This window comes from Draconibacterium sp. (genome assembly GCF_041583095.1).
In the GTDB taxonomy this organism is placed as follows: domain Bacteria; phylum Bacteroidota; class Bacteroidia; order Bacteroidales; family Prolixibacteraceae; genus Draconibacterium.
The window spans coordinates 1-2,480 of record NZ_JBFHGM010000430.1; the positions used below are offsets into that span (position 1 = coordinate 1).

At 42.0% G+C, this 2,480-nt stretch carries 2 protein-coding genes; both read right to left on the minus strand.

Annotated features, from left to right (window positions below; genetic code table 11):
- On the minus strand, positions 1 to 1,149 hold a 1,149-nt coding region (locus ABZB17_RS22205; protein ID WP_372653810.1), incomplete at its 3' end, for a two-component regulator propeller domain-containing protein.
- Positions 1,150 to 1,367: 218 nt separating this feature from the next.
- Positions 1,368 to 2,480 (minus strand): TIM-barrel domain-containing protein (locus ABZB17_RS22210; protein ID WP_372653813.1); only part of this gene is annotated, 1,113 nt, incomplete at its 5' end.

Genomic DNA, 2,480 nt, shown 5'->3' on the forward strand with positions numbered 1-2,480 from the left:
CAATCCGCCACCATTTGTGCCAATCCACAGATTTCCCCGATTGTCTTCAACAAAGCAGTTAACATCGTTGTAAGGTAAGCTGTTCGGCGCCTCGGCCGAGTACCTGTAGTGGTTAAAAGGAATAAGATTTTTGTGGTAGTAACTAATGCCTTTTTTATAGGTTCCGGCCCAAATAATATTTTCATTATCGCGATACAGGCAGGTTATGCTGTTTTGTGCAATTCCAAACGGATTCTCACTATTGTTTTGTAGAACGCTTATGGTTCTGTTTTGCTTGTTTAGAATGTTAATCCCGCCGTGATCAGTACCAATCCATATGGATCTGTTATCGTCTTCAATAACCGACGAAACCAAATTGGCGGAGAGTTTAAATGGGGATGACGACTGTGTGTATCTGCTTATTTTTTTGGATTGATGATCAAAAAAGAATACGCCATAAGGTATACCGGGCGAATAAATCCAGATGTCGTTGTCGGAATCGATGAATAGCTGGAAGTTATTAGATTCATCCATCACTTCATCGCCCAGAAAAAATGTCAGCTCGGTTTGTTTGGTTTCCGGATTGATTTGCAACAGCTCGCCGGCTTTTGATACCACCCAAATCATGTGGTTGCCATCTTCTGCAATATCGCTTAAGGAATTATCGTAATTGGGTCTGTTAGCTTTTGATACAAACTGTATCGAATCAACTGTTTGGTTTGCATGATTGAACTTGTACAAACCGTGGTTGGAATTCACTATCCAGGTGTTGTTCTTGCTATCGGTAAAAAACGATTGCAGTCCGGCGATTGGAATGCCTGTGTTTCGATAATTTACTCCCGGTGTTGAAAAGCGTTTGAGTACGGGATCGTAAATAGTAAATTCGGCATAGGAACGAATCCATAAACGGCCGTCAATGTCTTCAAACAAATATTCAATTCCGTTAAATGGTATCGAGGTACTGTCGTTAAAATCGTGCAGAAATGTTTTAAAACCTGTGCCATCATAGCGGTTTAAACCCTGCGCTGTTCCGAACCACATAAAACCTTGTTGGTCTTTTAAGATTGCCCTTATTTCGTTGTTCGATAAGCCGTTGTTAATGTTAAGGTGCATAAACTTATAAGGCTCGTTCCCGGGAATGGAAGTAGCCTGTGTGCTTAGTGCTGGCACAATTACAAGATTAACAATGAATATAAACGGTAAGAGTTTATGCAGTAAAGACTTCATTTCAGGTTTCAATCGTTCATTTAAAAAGTCCGGTTTTCGACTTTTGCTAAAGTAAGCATAAAAATAAAAACGGGAAACAGAATGGCCTTTCTGTTCCCCGTAATTCAAATCAACTAAATCTGTTCGCTTTTACCTGACTTATTATAAAGTATAACTCAGGTTTATAATTCTATGGTAATTTCTTCACCCGTATAGTTTACTATCTGAACGTTGTTTGCTTTTCCAAGCATAGCCACCGGTTGTTCGCGCGAAACTTTTATAATTCGGAATTCGCGGTTTTTAACCATTTCCGGATATTCGCCGTTTCGAGCGCCAATAACAAGGCTGTTGTCACTTTCGGAATACGAAAATTCGATGGTAGTGAATGCGCCACCTTCGTAAGCGTAAGTTGTTCCTTCGTCTTCGTATAATTTAAACGAAGCATCTTTTCCGGTGTACACGTAAATATCAATCGGCGCACCTTTTTTCTCGTCGGTGTACTGAATTTCAGGTCCTACAGGAATGATAGAACCTTCGCGTACAAATAGCGGCATTCTTTCGTAAGGTGCTTCCACACTTAACTTTTGGCCACCTGCCAGGAATTCGCCTGTGTATAAATTGTACCATCCACCATTGTTTGGGAAGTATACATCGCGTTTTGTGGCTTCGTATTCATAAACCGGACAAACCAGCAACGACTGGCCAAACATAAACTGGTCGCCAATATTCAGCACGCGGCGGTCGTCGGAAAAATCCATCGCCAAACCACGCATAATGGTATAATCGTCGTGATAAACTGCACCGGTTAAACTGTAAATGTATGGCATTAAACGGTAGCGCAGTTTGTTGTAGTACAACATCGATTTGTACGCCGGATGATTTTCCGGCGCAATGTTGTAAATTTCGCGGTAAGGATACTGCCCGTGAACCCTGAACAGCGGTGCAAATGCTCCGAACTGGTACCAGCGGGTATTTAATTCGCGCCATTCCTTCATATCTTCGCTACCTTCGGTGGCATGCTCAAATTTCTTTTGCACACAGAAACCACCAATATCCATTGTCCAATAGGGGAGTCCCGACATGGAGAAGTTGATACCTGCTGAAATTTGTGTTTTCATATCTTCCCAGGTGGTGCCAATGTCGCCACTCCAGGTAGTTGTTCCGTAACGTTGCATTCCTGCAAAGCCCGAGCGGGTAAGAATAAACACACGATCTTTCGGGTTTTCTTCGCGCTGACCTTCGTAAATTCCTTTGGCGTTCATCAGAGCAAAAGCGTTAAAATATTGTGTTGATGA